21 protein-coding genes are annotated in these 21727 nt (G+C 75.2%); 13 read left to right on the top strand and 8 right to left on the bottom strand.

Annotated features, from left to right (window positions below; genetic code table 11):
- Positions 1 to 251: 251 nt before the first annotated feature.
- Entirely contained in the window at positions 252 to 641 is a 390-nt protein-coding gene (locus SNE206_RS08335) for a MerR family transcriptional regulator (RefSeq protein WP_407912719.1), read from the bottom strand.
- 167 nt (positions 642 to 808) lie between these two features.
- On the opposite strand from SNE206_RS08335, the gene SNE206_RS08330 reads away from it, so the two are divergent.
- The 3 genes from SNE206_RS08330 to SNE206_RS08320 all read left to right on the top strand — a co-directional run bounded on the left by SNE206_RS08330 (position 809) and on the right by SNE206_RS08320 (position 4434).
- Positions 809 to 1819 (top strand): aldo/keto reductase, encoded by a 1011-nt coding sequence (locus SNE206_RS08330; RefSeq protein ID WP_407912718.1) that lies wholly within the window; start codon positions 809 to 811, stop codon positions 1817 to 1819.
- A gap of 85 nt (positions 1820 to 1904) precedes the next feature.
- Entirely contained in the window at positions 1905 to 2828 is a 924-nt protein-coding gene (locus SNE206_RS08325) for an SCO6745 family protein (RefSeq protein WP_407912717.1), read from the top strand.
- A 157-nt stretch (positions 2829 to 2985) separates the two neighbouring features.
- Entirely contained in the window at positions 2986 to 4434 is a 1449-nt protein-coding gene (locus SNE206_RS08320) for an SDR family oxidoreductase (protein WP_407912716.1), read from the top strand.
- A gap of 30 nt (positions 4435 to 4464) precedes the next feature.
- On the opposite strand, the gene SNE206_RS08315 is transcribed toward SNE206_RS08320, so the two are convergent.
- Entirely contained in the window at positions 4465 to 5463 is a 999-nt protein-coding gene (locus SNE206_RS08315; protein WP_407912715.1) for a GlxA family transcriptional regulator, read from the bottom strand.
- A gap of 51 nt (positions 5464 to 5514) precedes the next feature.
- Between SNE206_RS08315 and SNE206_RS08310 the strand changes: the two genes are divergently transcribed.
- Together SNE206_RS08310 and SNE206_RS08305 are read left to right on the top strand one after the other, a co-directional pair.
- Positions 5515 to 5925 carry a cupin domain-containing protein gene (locus SNE206_RS08310; RefSeq protein WP_407912714.1) on the top strand — a complete coding sequence of 137 codons (411 nt, stop codon included), beginning with the start codon at positions 5515 to 5517 and terminating at the stop codon, positions 5923 to 5925.
- A 45-nt stretch (positions 5926 to 5970) separates the two neighbouring features.
- A complete protein-coding gene (locus SNE206_RS08305; RefSeq protein WP_407912713.1) occupies positions 5971 to 6540 on the top strand; it encodes an NUDIX domain-containing protein in 570 nt (189 codons plus the stop codon).
- A gap of 152 nt (positions 6541 to 6692) precedes the next feature.
- Here the strand turns inward: SNE206_RS08305 and SNE206_RS08300 are convergent, their stop codons facing one another.
- On the bottom strand, positions 6693 to 9065 hold the full coding sequence (locus tag SNE206_RS08300; protein WP_407912738.1) for a Tex family protein: 2373 nt from the start codon (positions 9063 to 9065) through the stop codon (positions 6693 to 6695).
- 210 nt (positions 9066 to 9275) lie between these two features.
- Between SNE206_RS08300 and SNE206_RS08295 the strand changes: the two genes are divergently transcribed.
- Positions 9276 to 10589, top strand: coding sequence for a glycosyltransferase 87 family protein (locus SNE206_RS08295; protein ID WP_407912712.1), 1314 nt, complete (start codon positions 9276 to 9278; stop codon positions 10587 to 10589).
- Between the two features lie 75 nt (positions 10590 to 10664).
- On the opposite strand, the gene SNE206_RS08290 is transcribed toward SNE206_RS08295, so the two are convergent.
- Positions 10665 to 11111 (bottom strand): MarR family winged helix-turn-helix transcriptional regulator, encoded by a 447-nt coding sequence (locus tag SNE206_RS08290; protein ID WP_407912737.1) that lies wholly within the window; start codon positions 11109 to 11111, stop codon positions 10665 to 10667.
- Between the two features lie 139 nt (positions 11112 to 11250).
- Between SNE206_RS08290 and SNE206_RS08285 the strand changes: the two genes are divergently transcribed.
- Together SNE206_RS08285 and SNE206_RS08280 are read left to right on the top strand one after the other, a co-directional pair.
- Complete coding sequence (locus tag SNE206_RS08285; protein ID WP_407912711.1) at positions 11251 to 11625, top strand: cupin domain-containing protein; 375 nt, start codon at positions 11251 to 11253, stop codon at positions 11623 to 11625.
- Between the two features lie 120 nt (positions 11626 to 11745).
- Complete coding sequence (locus SNE206_RS08280; RefSeq protein ID WP_407912710.1) at positions 11746 to 12507, top strand: DUF4230 domain-containing protein; 762 nt, start codon at positions 11746 to 11748, stop codon at positions 12505 to 12507.
- Between the two features lie 98 nt (positions 12508 to 12605).
- Here SNE206_RS08280 and SNE206_RS08275 read toward each other — a convergent pair whose 3' ends face one another.
- From SNE206_RS08275 to SNE206_RS08260, 4 genes are all read right to left on the bottom strand, one after another.
- Entirely contained in the window at positions 12606 to 12872 is a 267-nt protein-coding gene (locus SNE206_RS08275; RefSeq protein WP_407912709.1) for a GlsB/YeaQ/YmgE family stress response membrane protein, read from the bottom strand.
- 154 nt (positions 12873 to 13026) lie between these two features.
- Complete coding sequence (locus SNE206_RS08270; RefSeq protein ID WP_407912708.1) at positions 13027 to 15543, bottom strand: SpoIIE family protein phosphatase; 2517 nt, start codon at positions 15541 to 15543, stop codon at positions 13027 to 13029.
- 198 nt (positions 15544 to 15741) lie between these two features.
- Complete coding sequence (locus SNE206_RS08265) at positions 15742 to 16641, bottom strand: SGNH/GDSL hydrolase family protein (RefSeq protein ID WP_407912707.1); 900 nt, start codon at positions 16639 to 16641, stop codon at positions 15742 to 15744.
- 147 nt (positions 16642 to 16788) lie between these two features.
- Complete coding sequence (locus SNE206_RS08260; protein ID WP_407912706.1) at positions 16789 to 17211, bottom strand: avidin/streptavidin family protein; 423 nt, start codon at positions 17209 to 17211, stop codon at positions 16789 to 16791.
- Positions 17212 to 17514: 303 nt separating this feature from the next.
- On the opposite strand from SNE206_RS08260, the gene SNE206_RS08255 reads away from it, so the two are divergent.
- The 5 genes from SNE206_RS08255 to SNE206_RS08235 all read left to right on the top strand — a co-directional run bounded on the left by SNE206_RS08255 (position 17515) and on the right by SNE206_RS08235 (position 21693).
- Positions 17515 to 18540 carry an MBL fold metallo-hydrolase gene (locus SNE206_RS08255; protein ID WP_407912705.1) on the top strand — a complete coding sequence of 342 codons (1026 nt, stop codon included), beginning with the start codon at positions 17515 to 17517 and terminating at the stop codon, positions 18538 to 18540.
- A gap of 349 nt (positions 18541 to 18889) precedes the next feature.
- Positions 18890 to 20338, top strand: coding sequence for an ATP-binding protein (locus tag SNE206_RS08250; RefSeq protein WP_407912704.1), 1449 nt, complete (start codon positions 18890 to 18892; stop codon positions 20336 to 20338).
- Positions 20335 to 20763, top strand: coding sequence for a roadblock/LC7 domain-containing protein (locus SNE206_RS08245; RefSeq protein ID WP_407912703.1), 429 nt, complete (start codon positions 20335 to 20337; stop codon positions 20761 to 20763). The genes SNE206_RS08250 and SNE206_RS08245 overlap by 4 nt, the downstream gene beginning before the upstream one ends.
- Positions 20760 to 21113 (top strand): DUF742 domain-containing protein, encoded by a 354-nt coding sequence (locus SNE206_RS08240; protein WP_407912702.1) that lies wholly within the window; start codon positions 20760 to 20762, stop codon positions 21111 to 21113. The genes SNE206_RS08245 and SNE206_RS08240 overlap by 4 nt, the downstream gene beginning before the upstream one ends.
- Positions 21091 to 21693 (top strand): GTP-binding protein, encoded by a 603-nt coding sequence (locus tag SNE206_RS08235; RefSeq protein ID WP_407912701.1) that lies wholly within the window; start codon positions 21091 to 21093, stop codon positions 21691 to 21693. Before SNE206_RS08240 ends, SNE206_RS08235 begins: the two co-directional genes overlap by 23 nt.
- Positions 21694 to 21727: the final 34 nt, after the last annotated feature.

The following is a 21727-nucleotide window of genomic DNA, read 5'->3' as shown; positions in this document are numbered from 1 at the left end:
GAACCGGGCATGGAACCCGGCTATCCCCTCGGACCACGACTCGACCTGCTCAACCGTCACCCCATAGGCACACAGTCAGACCAACGAGCGTCCACACCCACAGTCACGCCCAGATGCGGTTGCAGTACTAGGCCGATCACTCCGACCTGGGGGCCGCCGCTGCCGAGCGTGGTGGTACGCATGCGTGGAACTCCTTCGGGATCACGTGGTGCCGTCGTGCACCCACCCTGCCGGTTGGAGTGCGCTCGAAGTCAAGGCGCGGGCGGCGGGCCGTCCTTCGGCGTCCGGTAGTAGCCGATCTTTGCCCGGATCCGGCCCTGCTGCGCCCGCAGACCGGCGATCTGCCGTTCCACCCGGACGTCGTGGGCCTCCAGGAGCTCCACCCGCTCGGCGAGGGTGGACTCCCCCGCCCGGACGAGCCCGGCGTAGCGCAGCATCTCGGCGATCGGCATGCCGGTGTCCCGCAGGCAGCGCAGGACGCCGAGCCACTCCAGGTCGTCGGGGGTGAACCGGCGCCGGCCGCCGGGCGAGCGCTCCAACGTGCCGAGCAGGCCGATCCGTTCGTAGTAGCGCAGGGTGTCGAGGCTGAAGCCGGACTGCCGGACGGCCTCCGCCGGCGTCAGGCGGTCGGTGGTGGTCATGACGCCGATCATGCCACCGCCCGAACGGTCTTGACCTGGAGTGCGGTCCAGCTGGAAGGGTTCTGCCCGTCCCCGGAGCCCCTTCCCGGAGCCCGTCCCCGGAGCCCCTTCCCGGCCTCCCGGCCTCCCGCCCTCCCGCCCTCCCGCCCTCCCGCCCTGGAGCAGTCGTGCCCGTCAGCACCCGCACCCCCACCCGCACCCTCGGCCGCCGCGCCGACGGCACCCCCGGCCCCCTCGTGAGCACCCTCTGTCTCGGCACGATGCCGTTCGGCACCCGGGTGCCCGAGGACCGCGCGTTCGCGATCCTCGACCGCTTCGTGGAGCGCGGCGGCACGTTCGTCGACACCGCCAACTGCTACGCCTTCTGGGAGGACGGCGCCGACGGCGGCGAGAGCGAGCGGGTGATCGGCCGCTGGCTCGCCGACCGGGGCCTCCGGGACGCGATCGTGCTCGCCACCAAGGTCGGCGCCCGGCCGGACGGCCCCGGCACGTGGCCCGCCACCGCGGAGGGACTGTCCGAGCGGGCCGTCCGCCGGGCGGTCGAGGGCAGCCTCCGCAGGCTCGGGACCGACCGGATCGACCTGCTGTACGGGCACATCGAGGACCGCGCGGTGCCGCTGGAGGAGACCGTCGGCGCGTTCGGCGGTCTCGTCGCGGAGGGCTCCGTCGACGTCCTCGGCGTCAGCAACCAGACCACCTGGCGCATCGAACGCGCCCGCACGCTGGCGGAACGGTCCGGCCTCGCCGGGTACAGCTGCGTGCAGCAGCAGTACACCTACCTCCGGCCGCGGCCGGGCGCGACCTTCGGCACCGGGCTGCACGCCTCCGCCGAACTCCTCGACTACGCCCGCACCCACCCCGGCCTCACCCTGCTCGCCTACACCCCTCTGCTCACCGGTGCCTACACGAACCCGGCCAAGCCGGTGCCCGCGGCGTTCGACCACCCCGACTCCACCGCCCGGCTGGCCGCCCTGCGGGAGATCGCCGCGGAGACCGGCGCCACCGCCGGGCAGGTCGTCCTCGCCTGGCTGCTCGGCGGCGACCTGCCGGTGCTGCCCGTGGTCGGGGCCACCTCGCCCGCCCAGCTCGACGAGTCGCTGGACGCCTGGGAGCTGGTGCTCACCCCGGAGCAGCGGGCACGCCTCGACACCGCGCAGGCCGGCAGCACGGACCGGTGACGCATCCGACGCCGTGTCGGCCCACTGGATCGGCGGCGCCTCCGGTACTACCCTCTGGCCCAACCGAGTTGCGGGAGTGCCACCGATGACGACCGAACGGGCGCTGCCGCGCCGCGCCTGGCACCACCTCGAACCGCTGCACGCCGTCCTCTACTACGCCCCGGAGATGTACGCCGAGGCCGCGGCGCTCGGCTTCGCCACCGACACCCGCTGGCCGTCGTACTTCGCCTGGCGCACCGCTCCGCTGGGGGCGGCGAGTGCTGCACTGACCACCGCGGTCTGCTACGGATTCAGCCCCGCGACGGTGTCCCGGCACGTCCCGGCGGCCTGGTCGACGGCCACCCCGGAAGCCGTCCTCGCAGCCCGGCTGCGGGCCGTGGACGCCTTCTACCGCAACCTGCCGGGCGGTGTCACCGACAGCCCCGGCCTGGCCGAGGCGGCCGTCCTCGCACGTGCCGCCGCCGAGGCCGCGTCGTGCGCCGGACGGCCGCTGGCGGCCGCCAACGCCGCACTGCCCTGGCCCGACGAACCCCATCTGGTGCTCTGGCAGGCCGCCACCGTGCTGCGCGAGCACCGCGGCGACGGGCACCTGGCGGCCCTGCTCGCGGCCGGGCTCGACCCGTGCGAGTCGCTGGTCTCGCTCGCGGCGACCGGCGCGGTCGCGGTCGCCGACTTCGCCGGCCGCGGCTGGACGGACGAGGAGTGGGCCGCCGCCACCGAACGGCTCGCGGTACGCGGCTGGGTCGACGCCGAGGGCCGCGCCACCGAGCGGGGCCGGGCCGGACGCAACGACGTCGAGTTCCTCACCGACCGCCTCGCCTCCGGCCCGTGGGACGCCCTCGGCGCCGAGCGCACCGGCCGGCTGCTCGACCTGCTCGGGCCGCTCTTCCTGACCGTGGTCCGGGCGGGCCTGTTCCCGCCCGGCGGCACCCTCGGCATCATGACCGTCCCCGCGCCGTCCCCACCGTCCGCGCCGTCCGCGCCGGTCGGCGGAGCGCCGGTCGGATAGCCGCACCGGGCCAAAATCGATTCCGGCCGGGTCCGCGCGGTCGCTAGGCTCCGGGACACCGCCCGGGCGGCCGGGTTCCCACGCGGTCGTCCCGGGTGTGTCCAGCGCCCCCGCGCCACCGGCCGGGGCCGCCGCCGACGCCGGGAACGGAGGGCCAGTGTCACCGCAGAACACCTTGTCCGAGGACGACCTGGCCGGGTTCGAGAGCCTGGTGGCCCGGCTCCGCCTCCTGTCCGCCGACGACCCGGCGCGGGTCCGCGCGGAGAAGCTCGCAGACATCTTCCTGCGCGAGGGCCGGCGCCGTCGGCGCCAGGCCGCGCACGACCGGGCCCGGGTGTCCGACGCCGCGGTCATCGCCGGCACCGCCACCGGCGCCACCGACCGGCGCGAGGACGCGCCCCTCCCCGGGACCGCAGGCCCCGGCCCGGCCGGCACGCTGATACGGGCCCACCACTGCTACGTCTGCAAGTCGACATACCGTCAGGTCGATGCCTTCTACCACCGGCTCTGCCCGTCCTGCGCGGCCGAGAACACCGCACGCCGCACCCTCGGCACGGACCTGCGCGGCCGCCGCGCGCTGCTCACCGGCGGCCGGGTCAAGATCGGTTTCCAGCTGGCGCTGATGATGCTCCGGGACGGCGCCGACCTCACCGTCACCAGCCGGTTCCCCGCCGACACCCTGCGCCGCTTCCGCGCCGTCCCCGGCAGCGACGCCTGGTGGGACCGGCTACGCGTGGTCGGCATCGACCTCCGGGATCCGCGCCAGGTGCTCGGCCTCTGCGAGCAGCTCCACGCGGAGGGGCAGCCGTTCGACATCCTGGTCAACAACGCCGCCCAGACCGTCCGCCGGCTGCCGGAGGCGTACGCCCTGCTCGCCGCGGGCGAGGAGGACGGCCTCCCGGAGGGGGCGCGGGTGCTGCACGCCCCGGGGTTCCGTCCGATGCCCGCGCTCGCCCCGGCCTGGCCGACCGCCGGCCTGGAGACCGCCTCCCGGATCCCCGGACCCCGCCGGACCGCACCCCCCGGGGCCGAACTGCCGCAGGCCGCACCGCCGCCCGTCGCCCTTCCCCGGCAGGTCCTCCCGGCGGACGCCGACGAGGCCGGGCTGCTGCCCGACACCGCACCCGACAACTCGTGGTCCGCGCAGCTCGGTTCGCTCGACCCGGCAGAGGTGCTGGAGGTGCAGCTGGTCAACGCGCTGGCGCCGGCGCTGCTCTGCGACCGCCTGCTGCCCCTGCTGCTGGCCTCCCCGTACCCCCGCCGGTACATCGTCAACGTCACGGCCGTGGAGGGCCGCTTCGCCGTCCGCAACAAGACGCAGGACCACCCGCACACCAACATGGCGAAGGCCGCCCTCAACATGCTCACCCGCACCAGCGCCGTCGGCCTCGCCCGGCAGGGTGTCCACATGTGCGCGGTCGACACCGGGTGGATCACCGACGAGAGTCCGGCACCGGTGAAGGCCCGCAAGGCCGCCGCCGGATTCCGGACGCCGCTCGACGTCGTCGACGGCGCCGCACGGATCTACGACCCGATCGTCCGCGGCGAGGCCGGCGCACCGGTCTCCGGCGTCTTCCTCAAGGACTACCGCGAAGCCGCCTGGTGACACCGGCGGCTCCGGCCGCCGGGTGCGGTGTCAGCCGCGCCCGAAGCGCTTGCGGTAGTCGGTCGGGCTGAGTCCGGTCTCGCGGCGCAGCCGGGCCCGCAGGTTGGCGGCGGTGCCGAGGCCGCTGCTGCGGGCGACGACGTCGAGGCGGTCCTCACCGCGTTCGATGAGCCGGCGGGCGAGGGTGATGCGTTCGCCGGTGAGCCAGGCGAGCGGGGTGGTGCCGAGTTCGGCGCGGAAGCGGCGGTGCAGGGTGGCGGGGCTGACGGCGGCCCGGGCGGCGAGGTCGGCGACGGTGAGGGGTGCGTCGAGGCGCGCCTGGGCCCAGGCGAGGACGGGGGCGAGCGAGTCGTCGGGGATGCGGGGCACCGGGCGTTCGACGAACTGCCGTTGCCCGCCGTCGCGGTGGGCGGCGAAGACCAGGCGGCGGCTCACCGCGTTGGCGGTCTCGGCGCCGTGGTCGCGGCGCACGATGTGCAGGCCGAGGTCGAGGGCGGCGGCGCTGCCGGCGGCGGTGAGGATGTCGCCGTCGTCGACGAAGAGCACGTCCGGTTCGAGGCGGACGGCGGGGAACCGCTCGCGGAAGGAGTCGGCCCACTGCCAGTGGGCGGTGGCGCGGCGTCCGTCGAGCACGCCGGCCTCGGCGAGGGTGAACGCGCCGCTGCAGAAGCCGACCAGCCGGGCCCCGCGGGCGTGGGCCCGGCGGACGGCGTCCAGCACGGCCGGGCGGCGCGGCACGTCGGTGTCGGGGCGGTTCGGCACGATCAGGGTGTCGGCGGTGTCGGCGGCGTCGAGCCCGGCCACCCCGGTGAGTGTGAAGAAGCCGTCCCGCATGGCCGTGCGGGGGTGGGCGGAGCAGAGGGTGAAGTCGTAGAGGTCGCGGCCGAGCTCGGGCCGGTGCAGGCCGAAGACCTCGGTCGCGCAGCCGAGTTCGAAGGGGTTGGAGTTCTCGTCGACGAGGACGACGACCCGGTGCAGGCCCGTCCGGGCCGGCGGGTGGTGGCGGGGTTGCGAGGATTCTTGCGCCATGTGCGATGTCTAGCACTCACCGGGCCGGGCGTGCACGGCCAGGATGGGGGGATGAGCAGCGAACCGATCGCCCTGTCCGAGGCCCTGGCCACCTTCGACGCCCGGTGGAGCCCGCGCGTCGTCACCCGCGTCAACGACTACGAGGCGCGCATCGCCAAGGTCGAGGGCGAACACGTCTGGCACGTCCACGAGTCCACCGACGAGTTCTTCCTCGTGCTCGACGGCGAGCTCCGCATCGGGCTGCGCGAGCCGGAGGGCGAGCGCACGGTGACCCTGCCCGCGGGGTCGGTGTTCACCGTGCCGCGCGGCGTCGAGCACAGGCCGTTCGCGCCGCGCCCCACGGCCATTCTGATGTTCGAGCCTTCGGGCACGCTGTCGGTCGGCGACCGGCACGAGGACGTCCCGGGGCACGTGGATGCCACCACCGGGCACGAACTGGTCCTCCCCGGGCCCGACGCGTGACGTGAACACACGCCGGTCGGGGTGCCGGACGACTAGGATCGATCAATGACGGACACCACGGACAGAGCAGGGGAACTCGCGGCCCTGGCGGCCCGGTTCCCGCACCTGCACGCCCCGCAGCGCTGGGCGTGGGGCGGCATCGACGCACAGTTCTCGACCGAGCTCCCGCCGGACGGGCTGATCACCAACATCCATGTGGTGGGCTTCACCGACGGCGGGGTCGTCCTCTGCCGCGACACCCGCGGGCACTGGTTCCTCCCGGGTGGCACCCGCGAGGCGTCGGAGTCGGTGGAGTCGTGTCTGGCCAGGGAGTTGCGGGAGGAGGCCGGGGCCCGGCTGACCGGGCCGCCGGTCTGGATCGGCGCCCACCGGGCGGTCACCGACCACCCGGAGCCGTACCGCCCGTGGCAGCCGCACCCGGAGAAGGCGTGGCTGTGGGGCTGGGCCGACGTCGTGGTGGACTCCGCACCGACCAACCCCGACGACGGCGAACAGGTCGTCGAGGTGCGGGCCATGGCCCCGGCGGAGGCGCAGCACCTGCTCGTGCGCGGCCGCGAGCCGTGGTGGGGCGAGCTGGTGGCGCTGGCCGTGGAGTCCCACGCGCACGGGCACTGAACGTCCCCGGGCGGTCCCGGAGGGCGACCGGGCCGCGGGGTGACCTGGCCGTGGGGTGACCGGGCCGCGGGGTGACCGCGGACCGCACGACGGCGCTGCCGTGGCCCGACGGGGAGGGCGGCAGGCGCCCCTTCCCCCGCCGGGCCGTCGGGTCAGCGGGTCAGGCCGGCGCGGCGGAGGGCGTCCGCCATGGCCGAGTTGGCGGCCGGCTGGGCCGCGCCGCGGTCGGCACCGCGGTCGGCGCCGCCACGGCGGTCCTGCCGCGGCGGGCGGGAGCCCCGGTCCCTGCGGTCGCCGCCGCGGTCGCCCCGCTCCGTCCGCTCGCCGCGCTCGCCGCCGCCGCCGCCGCGGGGCGTGGTGTCGTCGTCGAGACGGAGCGTCAGGCCGATGCGCTTGCGGGGGACGTCGACGGTGGTGACCCTGACCCGGACGATGTCGCCGGGCTTGACGACGTCGCGGGGGTCCTTGACGAACGTCTTCGACAGGGCGGAGACGTGCACCAGGCCGTCCTGGTGGACGCCGACGTCGACGAAGGCGCCGAACGCGGCCACGTTGGTGACGACGCCCTCCAGCACCATGCCGACCTCCAGGTCGCCGATCTTGTCGACGCCCTCCTTGAAGGTGGCGGTCTTGAAGGCCGGGCGCGGGTCGCGGCCGGGCTTGTCGAGCTCGCCGAGGATGTCGGTGACGGTCGGCACGCCGAAGGTGTCGTCGGCGAAGTCGGCCGGGCGCAGTGCGCGCAGTGCGCCGCTGTTGCCGATCAGCGCCGGCAGGTCGCCGCCGGTGGCGGTGAGGATGCGCCGCACGACCGGGTACGCCTCGGGGTGCACGGCGGAGGCGTCGAGCGGGTCGTCGCCGCCGGGGATGCGGAGGAAGCCGGCGCACTGTTCGAACGCCTTGGGGCCGAGCCGGGCGACGTCCTTGAGCGCCTTGCGGGTGCGGAAGGGACCGTTGGCGTCGCGGTGGGCGACGATGTTGTCGGCGAGGGTGCCGGTGACGCCGGAGACGCGGGTGAGCAGCGGCGCGGACGCGGTGTTGACGTCGACGCCGACGGCGTTGACGCAGTCCTCGACGACGGCGTCGAGCGAGCGGGAGAGCTTCAGCTCGCTGAGGTCGTGCTGGTACTGGCCGACGCCGATCGACCTGGGGTCGATCTTGACGAGTTCGGCGAGCGGGTCCTGGAGCCGGCGGGCGATGGAGACCGCGCCGCGGATGGAGACGTCCAGGCCGGGCAGTTCCTGCGAGGCGAACGCGGAGGCCGAGTACACCGACGCGCCGGCCTCGGAGACCATCACCTTGGTGAGCGAGAGTTCGGGGTGGCGCTTGATCAGGTCCTCGGCGAGCTTGTCGGTCTCGCGGGAGGCGGTGCCGTTGCCGATGGCGACGAGGTCGACGGCGTGCTTCTTCGCAAGAACCGCGAGGCCGGCAAGGGCCGCGTCCCACTTGTTGGCGGGCTGGTGCGGGTAGATCGTGTCGTGGGCGACGACCTTGCCGGTGGCGTCGACGACCGCGACCTTCACGCCGGTGCGGAAGCCCGGGTCGAGGCCCATGGTGGCGCGGGTGCCCGCGGGGGCCGCCAGCAGGAGGTCGCGGAGGTTGGCGGCGAAGACGCGCACGGCCTCGTCCTCGGCCTCCTGCCGCAGCCGGGTGCGCAGGTCGATGCCGAGGCGGACGAGGATGCGGGTGCGCCAGGCCCAGCGGACGGTGTCGGTGAGCCACCGGTCGCCGGGGCGGCCGCGGTCGGCGACGGCGAAGCGCGCGGCGATCCGCTGCTCGTAGTCGTTCTCGCCGGGCAGGTCGCCGTCCTCGCCGTCGTACGGGGAGAGGTCGAGGCTCAGCACCTCCTCCTTCTCGCCGCGCAGCAGGGCGAGGATGCGGTGCGAGGGGAGCCTGGTGAAGGGCTCGGCGAAGGCGAAGTAGTCGGCGAACTTCGCGCCGTCCTGCTCCTTGCCCTCCCGGACGGTGGCGACGATGCGCCCGCGGGTCCACATCCGCTCGCGGAGCGAGCCGACGAGGTCGGCGTCCTCGCCGAAGCGCTCGACGAGGATGGCGCGGGCGCCCTCCAGCGCGGCGGCGGTGTCGGCGACGGCCTCGTTCAGGTAGCCGCCGGCGAGCGTCGCCGGGTCGTGCGAGGGGTCGGCGAGCAGGGTGTCGGCGAGCGGCTCCAGGCCGTTCTCGCGGGCGATCTGCGCCTTGGTGCGCCGCTTGGGCTTGTACGGGAGGTAGATGTCCTCCAGCCGGGCCTTGGAGTCGGCGGCGAGGATCCGCGCGCGCAGCGCGTCGTCCAGCTTGCCCTGCGCCTCGACGGACTCCAGGACGGCGGTGCGGCGCTCCTCCAGCTCGCGGAGGTAGCGCAGCCGCTCCTCCAGGGTGCGCAGCTGGGCGTCGTCGAGCGCGCCGGTGGCCTCCTTGCGGTAGCGGGCGATGAAGGGCACGGTCGAGCCGCCGTCGAGCAGGTCGACGGCCGCCTTCACCTGCCCCTCGCGGACGCCCAGCTCTTCGGCGATTGTGCGTTCGACCGGCATGGTCACGGAGCCTGCCACCTTCTCCCGGGGTTCCTCCTGGTACGCCCTGCATTCTGGCAGGTGCGACGGACGGAACGGGCCCGGCCGTGTCCCGCGGGCGTGGTGGCGCGTTGTGCTGACGGCCGGTGACACACGGTTGCACCGTGATCACGAGGCCGGATTTGTCTGATATGAGATAGATCCCAGCATGCGCACGTTCTCGTGGAGGCGATGGTGGCTCAGGCCCCGACACCGGTCACCCAGTGGGGCGTCCCCCTGGCCGGACCGTTCCGCTGGACGCGGCCCGCCACCTGGCCGCGGGAGGCGCTCGCGCTCGCCGGGTACTGGGCCGCCTCCCGGCTGGTCATGATCGGCATGCTCCGCTCCGGCAAGGCGGAGCAGGCCATCGAGGTGCACCGCACCTACTTCGGCTGGTACGAGGTGCTGCGCGAGGGCCACTTCCCGGTCGGCGACGTGACCTGGCAGTACCCGCCGGGCGCGGCGCTGGCCATGCTCGGCCCGGACCTGCTGCCGTTCCTGACCTACCTGCAGGCGTTCGTGGTGCTGATGCTCGTCACCGACGCCGTCACCCAGGCGGCCCTGGTCAGGGTCTCGCTGCGGCGCAGCGGCGGCGTGCACCGGGGGCGCTCCACGGCGGGCGCGTGGATGTGGGCGCTCTCGCTGCCCCTCATGCTGGGCCTGCCGTACGGCCGGTACGACCTGCCGGTGACGGCGCTCGCGATGGCGGCCCTGCTGCTCATGCCGAGCCGGCCGCGGGCGGGCGGGGCGCTCGCCGGGATCGGCGCGATGGTGAAGGTGTGGCCCGCCCTGGTCGTCCTCGGTGCGCCGCGCGGGCGCGGCACCCGGCAGGCGTGGGCGGCGATGTGCGCCTCCGCGCTGGCGCTGCTGCTCGTCCTGGCCACGATGTTCGACGGCGCGTTCGACTTCCTCACGGCCCAGCGCGGCCGCGGCGTGGAGATCGAGTCGCTGGGCGGCAGCGCGCTGCAGGTGGCCCGCGAGCTGGGCTGGCCGGGCGAGGTCGAGATGCACTACGGCTCGCTGGAGTTCCTGGGGCCGCACGTCGACCTCATCGCCAGGGTCTCCCTGGTGCTGACCGCGCTGGCCTTCGGCTGGCTGCTGCTGTGGCGCTTCCGGGCCCGGCGCTGGAGCGCCGCGCTGCCGTACGACGCGGCGCTGACGGCGGTGCTGCTGTTCACCGTGACGAGCCGGGTGATCAGTCCCCAGTACCTCATCTGGCTGATCGGCCTGGCCTCGGTCTGCCTGACCGTGCGCGGCTCCTCGCAGCGGCCGGTGGCCGTGCTGATCCTGCTGACGGTCGGCGTCACCACCATCGACTACCCGCTCTTCTTCGACGCGATGATCAAGGGCGGCTGGCAGCCGGCGCTGGTGATCGTCGCGCGCAACGGGCTGCTGCTGAGCGCCTCCCTCTGGTCCGCCGCGCGGCTGTGGCGGGCCTCGGTCTCGCCGGTGCCGGCGATCCAGGAGGCACCGGCCACCCGGCGGGGGCCGATCCGGGTCGCCTGAGGACGCCCCGGGCGGAGGTTCGACCGGCCGTCACCGGACCGGCCACCACCAGGCGGGCCGTCACCGGACCGGCCGTCACCAGGCGGGCCGCAGACGCCCGCTCGGGGCGAGGCCGGCCAGGTCGGCGGTGAGCTGCCGGAGGCGCTGCCCGCCGAGCACGGCCTCCCACGCCCCCATCGCGTCGGCGGCGGCCGCGTCGGCGGCGCGGGTGCAGGACCAGCCGCGCTCGGTGAGGACGACCAGCCGCGCCCGCGCGTCCCCGGGGTGCGGCCTGCGCTCCACGTACCCCTTGCGGACGAGTTCCTCGACCATCTGGCTGGCGGCCTGCTTGGTCACGCCGAGGTGCTCGGCGAGTTCGCCGACGGTCGCCCCGGTCGGCGCCAGGCGGACGAAGGCGAAGCCGTGCGCGGGCCTGACGTCGCCGAAGCCGCGGTCTCGCACCCCCTGGTCGATCGCGCCGACCAGGTCGGCGGCCAGGCCCAGGATCAGCGGCGGAAGGGTGCGGGCGACGGTCGGATCCATGCCGGGAAGTCTAGCCATGCCCCCTCCTGCGGATCCGGACCCCGAAAGTAGTCAATCTGCTTGACCATATCGTCAAGAAGCTTGACGATATGGGGGAGCCCACCGCTCACCACCTCCTCACGGAAGACCGAGGCCCGCCATGCCCGTCGTCCCCACCGACCGCGCCACCGTCCACACCCTGCACGGGGCAAGCTTCGTCTCGTACGCCTCCGCCGCCACCGGCGCCGACCGGCTGCGGTGCTGGCGGGTCGAGATCCCGGCCGGCGTCACCGGTGTCGAGCACACCATCGACCAGGAGGAGGTCCTCCACGTCCTGACCGGCACCCCCGTCGTCACCCTGGACGGCGACACCACCGCCCTGGAAGCAGGCGACACCGTGGTCGCCCCGGCCGGGACCACCCTGAAGATCGACAACCCGGGGCCGGACACCGCCGCCGCCTGGGCGACCACCACCGCGGGCCTCCGCGCCACGCTCCCCGACGGCACGGTCGTCGGCCCGCCCTGGGCGCAGTGACCCGGAAGGTCACCGAGCAGGTACCAGGACGTCAACGGAGAGGGATGCACGAGGAGTTCGGGGGGAGAATGGGGCCGGGCCGGATCACCGTGCTCACACCGACGTCAGAGAGGCCCCGCGATGGCCCGCCCGTCCGCACACGACCACAGGTCCGACTCCCACGACGACCCCGACGTGTCGGGCGACAGGGCCGGGTCGGACGGTCCCGGTGACCGCCGCCCCGCCGGACGGGACCGCTCCCCCGGGCGGCGGCTGCCCTGGTACTTCGGCCTGCCCATCGCCCTCGCCGCCGTGCTGGCGGTGCTGTTCGCCGCGGCCAGACTCGACCTGATACCCGGCCTGCCCGACCCCTTCGCCCGGCAGGAGATCGACCGCAGCCAGCCCGCACTCCTCAAGTCCATCCAGAACATGAGCCGCTACACCGCGGCCACCGGCAACTTCCAGGTCATCGTCGACCTCGACCAGGACGCGAAGTTCCTCCCGTCCCAGGTGCTCGGCAAGCGCACGCTCTACGTCGCCGCCGGCACCGTCGGCGCGTACGTCGACCTCGGCGCGCTCCAGCAGGGCGCCGTGACCGTCTCCGAGGACCGCCGCACCGCGAGCATCGTGCTGCCGCACGCCCAGCTCGCCGACACGGCGCTCGACGTCCGCAAGTCGTACGTCTTCTCGCAGCAGCGCGGCTTCTTCGACCGCATCGGCGACTTCTTCTCCGGCAACCCCGGCGACCAGCAGAAGCTGGAGATCCTCGCCACCGAGAAGATCCAGGCCGCCGCGAAGGACACCGCCCTGACGACCACCGCCGAGACCAACACCACGGCGATGCTGCAGGGACTGCTGCGCTCCCTCGGCTTCACCACCGTCACGGTCACCACCGGCGCCTGAGACCCGCCCCCGCCCCTGCCCCGGAACACCCCGGCCGGCCCGTCCACCACGGACGGGCCGGCCGGACCCCGTGGCGGGGCGGGCGGGTGCGCGGACGGTCAGCGCCCCTTCCGCTGCGTCCACATCGGGGCGGCGACCGCGACCAGGGCGACCGCGAAGCCGATCTGCAACAGATGGCGGGTCCAGTCCACGCCGCCGGTGTGGGCGACGCCGAGCCACCCGGCGACGGCGTTCCCCAGCAGGGCGCCCAAGGCGCCGAGCAGCATCGTCAGCCACCAGGGGATGGACTGCGGCCCACGCAGGATGAGCTTGGCGATCACGCCGAGCACGAAACCGATCAACAGGATCCACAGCAGCTGGAACACGCTTCCTCCGCTCCGCCCCGCCCACCCCCCGACAACCGGGTGGGGCCGTGGACACAGACGTCCGATGGGGTGATCACCAGCTTGCGTCCTGACCGGCGTTTCGGCACGCCGGGCGGCTGCACACCCGGTGCGCAGCCGCCCGCGGGGCCCGGTCCTACTCGGGGTCGAGGGCCTGCTCGGGGTCGAGGGCCTGCTCGGTCCAGATCGTCTTGCCGGACGCGCCGTACCGGCTGCCCCACCGGCTGGTGACCTGGGCGACGAGGAACAGCCCGCGACCGCCCTCGTCCGTGGTCCGCGCGTGCCGGAGCCGGGGCTGGCTGTTGCTGGAGTCGGTCACCTCGCAGACCAGGACGCGGTCGCGGACCAGCCGCAGGCCGACCGGCCCGTCGGCGTAGCGGATCGCGTTGGTGACCAGCTCGCTGACCACCAGCTCGGTGCTGAACGCCTGGAACTCCAGCCCCCATGCCTCCAGCTGGGCGCGGACGGCCTCGCGGGCGCCCGAGACGGCCGCCGGGTTCGGCGGGAACTCCCAGGTCGCGATGGACTCGGCCGGCACGGCCCGGGTCCGGGCGAGCAGGAGGGTGATGTCGTCGTCGACGCGGTGACGGGCCGACCGGACGGCCTCGATGACGTCGCGGCCGGCCTCCTCCAGCGGCCGGCCCGGCAGGCAGGCCGCGCCGAGACGCGCGGCGAGCGCGTACTCGGCCGCCCCGGCGCCGTGGGCCCCGTCGCCGTCGTTGGCCCCGTCGGCGTCGGAGCCGTCGCCCCCGGGGGCCGGCGCCTCCGCCTGCGACGCACCCGGAGCACCGGAGCCGCCGGAGCCGCCGCGGGCCAGCTCGACGAGGCTGTCGCTGTGCAGGGCCAGCACGCTGCCGGGCTGCAGCTCGATCTCCGTCACCTCGAACGGCATCCCGCCGACCCCGAGGGTCGGGCCCGGCACGAGCCGGACGAGGGTGGTGGTGCCGTCCGGGCCGACGACGACCGGCGCGGGGTGGCCCGCGCTCGCGACCAGGCAGCGGCGGCTCACCGGGTCGTAGACCGCGTACAGGCAGGACGCGCCCACGGTGTCCGGGTTCTCGGCCTCCCCGGCCATCCGCTGGACGAGGTCGTCGAGGCGGGCCAGCACCTCGTCGGGGCCCAGGTCGAGGTCGGCGAGGGTCTGCACGGCGGTGCGCAGCCGGGCCATGGTGGCGCTGGCCCGGAGGCCGTGCCCGATGACGTCGCCCACCACGAGCGCGGTGCGCAGCGAGGACAGCGGGATCACGTCGAACCAGTCGCCGCCGACGCTCGCGTCGCCCTGGGCCGGCAGGTAGACCCCCGCCGTCTCGGTGGCGGCGGTGCTGGCGGAGGCCGGCGGCAACAGGCTGTTCTGCAGCATGACGGCGGTGCGGTGCTCGCGCGTGTAGCGGCGGGCGTTGTCGATGCCGAGCGCCGCGCGGGCCGCGATCTCCTTGAGGAGCTTGGCGTCCTGGCCGTCGAAGGAGTGCTGCCGCCGGGTGCGGTAGACCTGCACGTACCCCAGCACCAGGCCGCGGGCGACGAGGGCGGCGCCGATGGAGGCGCGCAGGTCGTCGGGCACCATCCGGCCGGCCTCGGGGGCGTCACCGAGGAAGGCCATGTACTGGCGGCGGTCGTCGGAGATCAGCACCTCTCCGCGTTCGAGGTGCCGGAAGCCGGGCTGGTCGGGGATGGGGGGCAGCAGTTCGCCCGCCCGGATCTGGCCGGCGGGCCAGGGGCCGTGCTCGTGCTTCGTCGCGATCCGGCGGAAGTCGCCCTGGAGGCCTTCGACCCGGCGGGACGGCTCGCCGCCGTGCAGGGCGGACTCGGCGATCTCGACCGCCGCGAGGTCGCCGAGCGCGGGGACGAGGATGTCCACCAGGTGCTGCGCGGTGCGGCGGACGTCCAGGCTGTCGTTGATGCTGCCGGACGCGCGGTAGAGCAGGTCGAGCCGGCGGATCGACTGGTAGCGGTCGGTGACGTCGACCAGCGACGACAGCACGCCGTCGATGCGCCCGGCGAGGTCGTGCAGGGGCAGGGCCGTCATCGAGAAGACCTGGTCGGGGCTTCCGGGACGGCGGTTGTGGAGCACCCCGGACGCGCCGACCACCACGCGGCCGGTCTCGACGACCTCCCGGAGGAGGTCGGCCGCGGTACCGGCGCCTTCGGGCCAGGTCATGGCGCGCATGGGGTCGGGGTCGGCGCCCGGCTGCGGATCGGTCCACGTCAGGGCGGGACTCGCGCGCCGCACCCGCAGGTCCGGGTCGTGCACGGCGACCTGCCAGGCGTCCTGGGCGAAGAGGGTGCGGGCGGGGGCGACGGCGTCGCGCCACTCCTCCAGGGTGTCCATCCCCAGGCCGAGGGCGAGCACGCCGTCGGAGCCGCTGAGCGGGAGCAGCCGCACCCAGACGTCGACGTCGTGGCCGTCGTGGTGACGGAGCGCGAGCACCCGGCCGCCTGCGGCGCCGCCGAGCGGTTCACCCGTACGCGGGTACCGGCGGCGGCCGAGCAGGGCGCGGGCGGGCCGGCCGGTCACCTCGGACGCCGGGCGGCCCAGCAGGGCGGCCGCGCCGCCGGTCCACACGACGACGTCGCCGCTCGCGTCGATCACGGCTGCGAGGGCGCCGTTCAGCGGAGCCGGACAGGGCTCCGGAATCGTGCGAGGTCGGGACATGGGATCGCTCCGGACTCCGTCGGGCTTGCTGAGTCCATTCTGCCCCTCCTTCCGCGGGCCCAACGCCGGACGCACGCGGCAGGTACGCCGCACGTACCCGCACGTACGCCGGACGCAGACCGGGCGCAGACCGGGCGCAGGCCGTGGAGGTGCCCGCCGCGCCGACGCCGATGCCGCTGCCGCTGCCGCTGTCGGGCGTCAGCCTGCGGTGCAGATCCGGCCGGTGCCCGGCAGGTCGTCCGTCCAGGGGCGCTCGCCCGCCGCCGGCAGGCCCAGCCAGGTGATCACCGTCGGGACGGCGGCGTCGCGCGCGGCGTCGAAGTGGGCGCCGGTCATGCCGTCGCCGGACGAGCGGCCCCTGAGGCGGCGTCCGATCCACGGACCGACGTGGCCGCCGAACCAGCGGAGGTCGGCGCGGATCCGGGCGAGGCGGCCGGGCGGGGCTGCGGGTGGCAGCGGCACCCGCCAGTCCTCCGCGGCGGGCCGGCCCAGGGCCTCCAGCACGGCCACGGCGACCCGCCGGTGCCCCTCGGGCGAGAGGTGCAGGCGGTCGTCGGCCCAGAGCCGGGGGTCGTCGAAGCAGGGCGCGCTGAAGAGGTCGACGACGACCGCGCGGCCGCCCGAGTCGCGGGCGAGGTCCTGCACGAAGGCCTTGAGGTCGAGGATCGCGGGCAGCAGCCGGGCGCTGCCGGGCATCCGGCGGCTGGGGTCGGTGCTGGTGAACAGCACCACGGTCGCACCGCCGTCGAGCAGGGCGGTGGCGGCGGCCCCGAGGCGTTCCCGCACGTGGGCGATGTCGCAGCCGGGGCGCAGCGCGTCGTTCAGGCCGCCGGCGAGGGTGACCAGGTCGGCGCCGACCGCCGCGGCCGGGCCGACCTGCTCGTCGCAGATCTGGCCGATCAGCTTGCCGCGGACGGCGAGGTTGGCGTACCGCAGGCCCTCGCCCGCGCGCTCGGCGGCCAGGGCGGCGGCGACACGGTCGGCCCAGCCGCGGTAGCGGCCGCCGGGGAGCAGGTCGTCGCACATGCCCTCGGTGAAGGAGTCCCCGACGGCGACGTAGCTGGTGATGGTGGCGGTGGCGGTGGCTGTGTTCTCCATGGCCCGACGATCGTACGCGGACCGGCTACCGGCCGGTACGCGGGGCTCGGCCGCCGCCCCGGGCCGGCCCGACGGCCGGACGGGCGGTCCGGGGCGGGCGGTCCGGGGCGGGCGGTCCGGGGCGGCGGCCGAAGGTCAGGGCGGAGGTCAGGGCGAGGCGGGGTGGGAGGACGGGCGGCGGCCGCGCAGCTGGCGCTCGACGTCCTCGGGGCCGGGGGCGTACCGGGTGAAGACGTCCTGGCCGACCACCGTCGACTCCCAGATGTCGTCGGCGGCGGCCGACCGGGTGAGCAGCCAGGTGGCGAGGATCGTGCCGTCCTCCTCCAGGTGCTGGCCGCTCCAGCTGGTGACGGACCCGGCGTCGCCCCCGCGGTTGCGCCAGGCGACCGTCCAGCCGACCGCCGTGCCCTTGCCCGGCGCGGCCGGACCGTCGTGGCGCCCGGTGAGCTCGTACGGGCCGGCGACATGGCCGGCGCCCGACTCGTACGTGCCGGTGAGGCCGCCGGACGGGTCAGCGGTGAGGTGCATGTGCGAGCCGAACTCGTTGTACCAGTCTCCGGCGATGGTCATCGATGGTCTCCCTGGGCGGACCCGTTCCGGCGGCCGCGCCCGGTGGGCGGCCGCATGCCTGTGCTCCCAGGATCGGGCGCCGGGCCGGGCCGCGCGACCGTGACGGGGCGGGCCGCCGGAGCACGGGGCAGCACCGCGGCCGCGGGCCGGTGCGGTGCCCCGTCCGCGCGGGGTGCGCGGGGTGCGCGGGGCGGGTGCGGAGCGCGCGGCGGCCTGCCCTCCACGGCCCCGGCCTGCGGCGGACCTTCGCCGATCTCGGGGGTTCGGGCCCCTCCGTGACAGGACATCGGCATAATCTCCGCCATGACGACGAGCCGGGCGAACATACGCGCTATTGCCGAAGACCTGTACGTATGGCTTCCGCCGAAGCGGGGCTGGGGTCTCGCCAACTGCGGCCTGCTCACGTCGTCGACCACCGCCGCCTGGATCGACGCCCCCTACGACCCTTCGCTGGCAGGCGAGTTCCTCACCGAGAGCCGCGCCCGGCTGGCTCCCGGCGTGGGCATCGACCGGGTGATCGCCACCCACGCCAACGGCGACCACCTGTGGGGGGCCGTCGTGCTGCCGGACGCCGAGGTGATAGCCACCCGCGAGGCGATGGAGCACATCCACTACGAACCGACCCCGCAGCAGCAGCACGCGCTGATCGCCGGCGGCGACCCGGCGTCACCGCTCGGCTGGTACCTCGCACGGCACTTCGGCGGGTTCGACTGGTCGGAGACCGGCCCGGTGCACCCGACGCTGATGTTCCGCGGCGAACTGGAACTGAAGGTCGGCGACCACCCGGTGCACGTCATCGGCCTGCCGCCGGCCCACACCGAGGGCGACCTGATCGTCCACCTGCCGCGCCAGAACGCGGTGTTCGCCGGTGACGTGATCTTCGGCTCGACCGCCGACTTCCCCGGCGACCACCCCGTGCACTGGGCCGGGCCCCTGCAGAACGTCATCGACGCCTGCGGGCAGGTGCTCGCCACCGGCGCCGAGATCGTCGTGCCCGGCCACGGACCCGTCCTCGACCGGGCCGGCGTGCAGGAGCACATCGCCCACCTCGCCCACGTCCAGGAACGGGCGCACGCCCTGCACGCGGCCGGGGTACCCGCCCTCGACGCCGCCCGCACCGTGATCGCCGAGCAGCGGCACCCCGAACTCGGCCTGCCCGAGCGCCTGGTGGTGACCATCGCCGCCGAGTACCGGCACCTGGACGGCTCGGAGCAGCCGGGCATCATCGACGTCATGTCCCAGGTCGCCACCGTGGCGGCCGAGCTGGAGGCGGCACGGTTCCCCGTCCAGCGGAACCGGGAGGCCGGCCCCGACCGGCTGACCGTCTGACCCCGCCCGGCCCCGACCCGAACCGCCGGAGGCCGCACCGGAACCCCCACGGCTCCGGCACCTCCGCACCACCCCCGGCCCGCACCACGGGCCGACCGCGCGAGCACCCACCGCGCACCACCCCCGGCCCGCACCCCGGCCCGGCCGCGCGGGCACCCGCCGCGCACCCGTACGGCCCGCACCGCGCCCGACCCCGGCGCGGACCGGCCCCACCGCCCGTACCGGCGGACCCGCACGACGGGCCCGCCGGTGGCACCACCCGACGCACCTCCCCTCCCCCCGACCGACCTCCGGCCGTGCCCGTACGGCCCGCACCGGAGGCACGTCCCCGTCCGACGGAGGACACCGAATGACCCAGATCGCCCTGCTCGCACCGGCGGCCGTCAGCGCCGCCGCCCTGGCCGGAGCGGGTGTCATGGCCCGCGCCCGGCAACGCGCCACCCGCCGGGCCGCCGCCGCCGAGGAACGGCTCGCCCGCTGCGAGGAGCACGCCCGCACCACCGAGGCCGGGCTCGCCCACAGCCTCCACCTCAGCGAGGAGCACGGCCGCGCCGTCGGCGCCCGGCTCGCCCGCAGCGAGGCCGACGCCCAGGACGCCCGGGACCGGATCCGGGCCCTGCTGGCGGAGATCGGCCACCTCGCGGAGCACCGGCTGCCCGCGGCCGCCATGGCCCTGACCCACCCCACCGCCCCGGTGCCCGCCCTGCTGGAGCCCGGACGCGTCGGCGAGGACGCCGAACTCGCCCTCAAGGCCGTGCTCGACGCCTCCGCCGCCGCCGTGCTCGGCGAACGCGACCGGGTCGACGCCGCCGCCCGCGCCACCATGCGCGGCGCCACCTCCAAGATCCAGACGCTGCTCTACCAGGTGCAGAGCCTCGTGCAGCAGCTGCAGCACGAGAACGACGACCCGCGCCTGCTGGAGGTCGACTTCCGCAACGAGGTCGCCCTGCGGCGGATCCAGACCGTCGCCGTGCTCTGCGAGGCGTGGCCGGGCCTCGCCCGGACCGACTCGCCGCTCGCCGAGGTCGTCGCCGGCGCCCTCTCCCGGGTGCCCGGCTATCCCCGGATCAAGGTCGCCAACCACCTGCGCGAGCCGCGCCTCGCCGTCGTCGCCCGGGCCGCCGAGCCGCTCGCCGTCGCCGTCGCCGAGCTCCTCGCCAACGCCACCGCCTACTCGCACCCCGACACCGAGGTGCCCGTCACGCTGCAGCAGGGCGGCCGCGGCGCGCTCGTCGTCATCGACGACAGCGGCATCGGCATGGACGAGGACCAGCTGCGCCGGGCCCGCCGCCTCCTCGCCGGCCCGCCGAAGGTGCTGCTGACCGAGCTGGGCAACCCCCCGAAGGCGGGCTTCGCCGTGGCCGGCGGCCTCGCCCGGCAGTACGGCTTCACCTGCCACATCGAGCCGTCCCCGTACGGCGGCATGCGGACGATCATCCGCATCCCGGCCGCCCTGGTGACCGTCGTCGACTCCGAGCAGACGCTGTCGATCCTGGCGCCGCAGCCCGTGCGGGCCGGCACCGCGGCCGGGCCGGCCACCGTGCCGGGCGCCGTGCCGGGTGCCCCCGTCCTGGCCGCCGTGCCGGGGCCGGACACCGACGGGCTGCCCAGCCGGCGGCGCCGGCGGCCGCAGCACCAGCAGCCGGTCACCGACGACGTGCCGGAACCGCCCGCAGGGCGGACCCCCGAAGAGGCCGCCGCGCGCTGGCACGCGCTGCAGCAGGGCACGGGCTCGGGACGGGCAGCCGTCGCGGGTACCGCGCCCACCCCCGTACCGAATGAAGGAGCAGACCAGTGAGCACGACCCGCCGCCCCGTCTCCGACGAGATCTCGTGGGTGCTGACCCCCCTCCTGGAGCTGCCCGGGGTGCAGCACGCGCTGATCGCGACCGGTGACGGCCTGGTCGAGGGCGCCTCCCCCGATCTGAGCCGGGCGTCGGCCGAACGGGTCGCCGCGATGACCGCGACCCTGCACGCCGCGAGCCGCGCGTTCACCACCGCGTTCACCGACGAGGAGAAGCCGAAGCTCGCGCAGACCGTCGTCGAGTCCGACCTCGGCTTCGCGATCGTCGTGCCCGCCGGGCAGAACACCTCGCTCGCGGTCTTCGCGGCCCCGGACGCCCAGCTCGGCAACATCGCCTACCAGATGCAGGTGCAGGTGGCCGCCCTGGCCCGGGCCCTGGCGAGCCCGGCACGGCAGCCGGACGCCACCGGCCGGACATGACCGGCCTCCCCCCGCGGCGGATGGTGCCCGCCTACCTGGCGACGGGCGGCCGGGCCCGGCCCGGCCACGCGTCGCTCGACCGGCTCACCGTGCTCACCGCGGTCGACCCGAGCCCGGCCGACGACCTCGGCCCCGAACACCGGTCGCTGCACGAGCTGTTACGGGCCGGGGCGCTCACCCTCGTGGAGGCCGCCGCGCACCTGCGGCTCCCGGTGAGCGCCACCGGCTTCCTCGCCGCCGACCTGGTCGACGCCGGAAAGCTCCAGGCCCGCACCCCGATCCCCCGTGCCCAGCAGATCGACCACGCCCTCGTGGAGAGGCTCCTCGTTGGACTCCGCACCCTCCGCTAGCCGGGTCGGCTACCTGCCCGACCAGCAGCAGACCCTGATGAAGGTGCTGGTCGCCGGTCCCTTCGGGGTCGGCAAGACCACCCTGATCCGGACACTGTCCGAGATCCCCACCCTGCACACCGAGGAGGTGATGACCGAGGCCGGAGCACCCGTCGACGACATCGCCGGGCTGCCCGACAAGACCACCACCACGGTCGCCGTCGACTTCGGACGCCTCACCGTGCCCGACGACCTCGTGCTCTACCTCTTCGGCACGCCCGGGCAGCGGCGGTTCTTCCCGCTGTGGCACGACATCGCCCGCGGCGCCCTCGGCGCGCTCGTCCTCATGGACACCCGGCGCCTCGCCGAGTCCTTCGAGATCATGGACCTGATCGAGGAGCAGGGCCTGCCGTACGCGGTCGCGGTCAACCGCTTCCCCGACGCGCCCGACCACTCCCCCGAGGTGCTGCGCGCCCACCTCGACCTGCACCCCGACACCCCGCTGGTGGTGTGCGACGCCCGCGAACGCGCCGGCAGCATCGACGCGCTCATCGCCCTGGCCGAACACGTCCTGCGCAACCTGCCCCAGGAGCCCCGGTGACCCCCACCGACCCGCAGCCCGACCACCACCGGCC

This window comes from Kitasatospora sp. NE20-6 (assembly GCF_045862635.1).
This window is presented reverse-complemented; position numbering and strand designations above follow the sequence as displayed.

Coding starts and splice junctions, on each gene's coding strand:
- SNE206_RS08260 (WP_407912706.1), bottom strand. CDS start 17,211: ATGACCATCGCCGGAGACTGGTACAACGAGTTCGGCTCGCACATGCAC.
- SNE206_RS08335 (WP_407912719.1), bottom strand. CDS start 641: ATGACCACCACCGACCGCCTGACGCCGGCGGAGGCCGTCCGGCAGTCC.
- SNE206_RS08315 (WP_407912715.1), bottom strand. CDS start 5,463: ATGGCGCAAGAATCCTCGCAACCCCGCCACCACCCGCCGGCCCGGACG.
- SNE206_RS08290 (WP_407912737.1), bottom strand. CDS start 11,111: ATGGATCCGACCGTCGCCCGCACCCTTCCGCCGCTGATCCTGGGCCTG.
- SNE206_RS08250 (WP_407912704.1), top strand. CDS start 18,890: ATGACCCAGATCGCCCTGCTCGCACCGGCGGCCGTCAGCGCCGCCGCC.
- SNE206_RS08270 (WP_407912708.1), bottom strand. CDS start 15,543: ATGTCCCGACCTCGCACGATTCCGGAGCCCTGTCCGGCTCCGCTGAAC.
- SNE206_RS08310 (WP_407912714.1), top strand. CDS start 5,515: ATGAGCAGCGAACCGATCGCCCTGTCCGAGGCCCTGGCCACCTTCGAC.
- SNE206_RS08295 (WP_407912712.1), top strand. CDS start 9,276: ATGGTGGCTCAGGCCCCGACACCGGTCACCCAGTGGGGCGTCCCCCTG.
- SNE206_RS08325 (WP_407912717.1), top strand. CDS start 1,905: ATGACGACCGAACGGGCGCTGCCGCGCCGCGCCTGGCACCACCTCGAA.
- SNE206_RS08265 (WP_407912707.1), bottom strand. CDS start 16,641: ATGGAGAACACAGCCACCGCCACCGCCACCATCACCAGCTACGTCGCC.
- SNE206_RS08300 (WP_407912738.1), bottom strand. CDS start 9,065: ATGCCGGTCGAACGCACAATCGCCGAAGAGCTGGGCGTCCGCGAGGGG.
- SNE206_RS08285 (WP_407912711.1), top strand. CDS start 11,251: ATGCCCGTCGTCCCCACCGACCGCGCCACCGTCCACACCCTGCACGGG.
- SNE206_RS08240 (WP_407912702.1), top strand. CDS start 20,760: ATGACCGGCCTCCCCCCGCGGCGGATGGTGCCCGCCTACCTGGCGACG.
- SNE206_RS08255 (WP_407912705.1), top strand. CDS start 17,515: ATGACGACGAGCCGGGCGAACATACGCGCTATTGCCGAAGACCTGTAC.
- SNE206_RS08280 (WP_407912710.1), top strand. CDS start 11,746: ATGGCCCGCCCGTCCGCACACGACCACAGGTCCGACTCCCACGACGAC.
- SNE206_RS08305 (WP_407912713.1), top strand. CDS start 5,971: ATGACGGACACCACGGACAGAGCAGGGGAACTCGCGGCCCTGGCGGCC.